This window comes from Streptomyces sp. NPDC050997 (genome assembly GCF_040660135.1).
Lineage (GTDB): Bacteria > Actinomycetota > Actinomycetes > Streptomycetales > Streptomycetaceae > Streptomyces.
In genome coordinates, this window is record NZ_JBFAGK010000041.1 from 1 (window position 1) to 2,154 (window position 2,154).

The 2,154-nt window shown below is 67.6% G+C and carries 2 protein-coding genes; one reads left to right on the forward strand and one right to left on the reverse strand.

Annotated features, from left to right (window positions below; translation table 11 throughout):
- Positions 1–281, reverse strand: a 281-nt coding sequence (locus AB0H86_RS43200) for a carboxyl transferase domain-containing protein (protein WP_362451714.1), incomplete at its 3' end; no start/stop codon positions are given.
- A 580-nt stretch (positions 282–861) separates the two neighbouring features.
- On the opposite strand from AB0H86_RS43200, the gene AB0H86_RS43205 reads away from it, so the two are divergent.
- Positions 862–2,034 carry an alpha-hydroxy acid oxidase gene (locus AB0H86_RS43205; RefSeq protein ID WP_362451717.1) on the forward strand — a complete coding sequence of 391 codons (1,173 nt, stop codon included), beginning with the start codon at positions 862–864 and terminating at the stop codon, positions 2,032–2,034.
- Positions 2,035–2,154 lie beyond the last annotated feature (120 nt).

The window sequence follows — 2,154 nt, forward strand, 5'->3', positions numbered from 1 at the left end:
CCGCCGAAGATACGGAAGTCATGGGCGTAGACGAAGACCGTACGGCCCTCCACCGTGCCCCAGCCGGTGATCACACCGTCCGAGTACGGCTTCTTGGTCTCCAGTCCGAACCCGGTCGCCCGGTGCCGGCGCAGCTGCTCGACCTCCCGGAAGGAACCCGGGTCCACGAGCAGCTCGATGCGCTCCCGCGCGGTCAGCTTGCCCTTGGCGTGCTGCGCCTCGGTGGCCTTCTCGCTCGGGCCGGCCAGCGCCCGCGCACGGATCTCGTGCAGCTCGGCCATGCGCTCCGGCGTCCGGGAACCGAGGAGGGACCCGCCTGACCCGTCGAGTGGCGCGAGAGGATTCCGCCCCGTCGTGGGCCGGTGCTCGGCGTGCCGATCGTCCACCAGGCTCATGAGGTCCTCCGCGGCGCCGGATGCCCAAGGGGAGAGCCACCGCCGGATCGTGGTGAGCTCCTCTTCACGCTGCCGTGCTCCTTGTCCTGGCAGAACGCGGAAGATTCTCTGTGTGCCCTCGAGACGGTTCTCGACATCGGATACCTCCACCCGTGGATCTGCCGTGCCATCGAAACCGCTGCGCCGGTCGCACCTCCTGACGCGTTCACAGGTGCGTGACCTCTTCCACAACCTGCGTTGCGCGGCTCAGGCGAGCATCGCCAGCCCCGCTAACGAATCGCTCAATAGCCGCTGAATGGCCGTTCCGCACGGTTGCGGGCAAGTGGACTGATCAGACCACATGCCTGGAGCATTCCTTTAGCGAAGGGCGAGCATCCGTCGTCACTGTTGCTCCTGCCGTCGAGGGCATCGTCGGAATATCGACGGTCGGGCGGCAGCATCCCCTTCATGGTTATCAGGAGGTCACATGGCGACAGAAACCGTACCCCACAACACAATTGACGCGCTGGCGGCCGCGGCGCAGGAGAAACTTCCCGCTGAGGTATTCCATTACGCAGCCGGGGGAGCCGGGGACGAAGCCACTGTTCTTCGCAACGTGCAGAAGTTGGATGCCTTCCGTCTCATTCCCCGGGTGATGCGCGACGTGTCCGATATCGACACCGCGGTCGAGGTCGTGGGCGGTTCGCTGGCGGCTCCGTTTCTGGTGGCTCCCATGGGGATGCAACGCCTGTACCACAGGGATGCCGAGGTCGCGACGGCGCGTGCCGCCGCGGAACTCGGGATGGGATTCTGCCTTTCGTTGTTCGGCAGTTGTTCGCCGGAACAGGTGGCCGGCGCGGCGGCGAGTCAGGTGCGTTGGCGCCAGATGTACATCACGAAGGACCGCCGGCTGAACGATGAAGTGGTCCGTCAGGCGGAGGCCGCGGGCTTCGACGCGATCGTCTGCACGGTGGACCTTCCGGTGATGGCCGAGCGGTACAGGGACTCGGACGACACCTTCCGGAGCTTCGACAACACGGTGGCGGAAGAGGCGTCGCCCGCTCTGGTCCGCGAGCCGTACTTCAAGGAACTGCTCGACCTGTGGCGCGGAGGGCAACCGGAGGCGACGCCCCAGCAGTTCATCGACCATGTGTTCCCCCACCCCGGGTGCGGCTGGGGAGACCTGGAGGACCTGATCGGCCGCTCCCCGCTGCCGGTGATCGTGAAGGGCGTTCTGCACCCTGACGACGCGGTGCGAGCCGTAGGCGTCGGTGCGGCGGCGGTCGTGGTGTCCAACCACGGCGGTTCGCAGCACGACCGGAGTGTCGCCGGCATCGACGCCCTGCCGGGGGTGGTCGAGCAGGTGGACGGGGCCGTACCCGTCTACTTCGACTCCGGCGTGCGCAGCGGCACCCATGCCGCCGTCGCGCTGGTCTGCGGGGCGGATGCCGTGCTGGTGGGCCGGCCTGTGTTGTGGGGTCTGGCCGTGCACGGCCCACAGGGCGTTCGGTCCGTACTGGACGACATGGTCGACGACCTGCGCAACACAATGGCGTTCGTCGGTGCGAAAACCGTCCTCGATCTGCGGAAGGCGACGGCCATGCCCACCCCCGCACTCTCCGAGTCGGCCCTTGGCGGCCAGGTCCTCCACACCTCGTAAAGCAGGCGACAAAGCGGGCGGCGTACTTGCGCTCCTTCGCTTCGGGCAGTTCAGCCCTTTGGCCCGTCGTGGCCCCGGCGCACCGGGGCTGCCCCGCCCGTCACCCTCACCGCTGCGCGT

Excerpts from the sequence above, each read along its gene's own strand:
- AB0H86_RS43205 (WP_362451717.1), top strand. The coding sequence starts at position 862 with ATGGCGACAGAAACCGTACCCCACAACACAATTGACGCGCTGGCGGCC.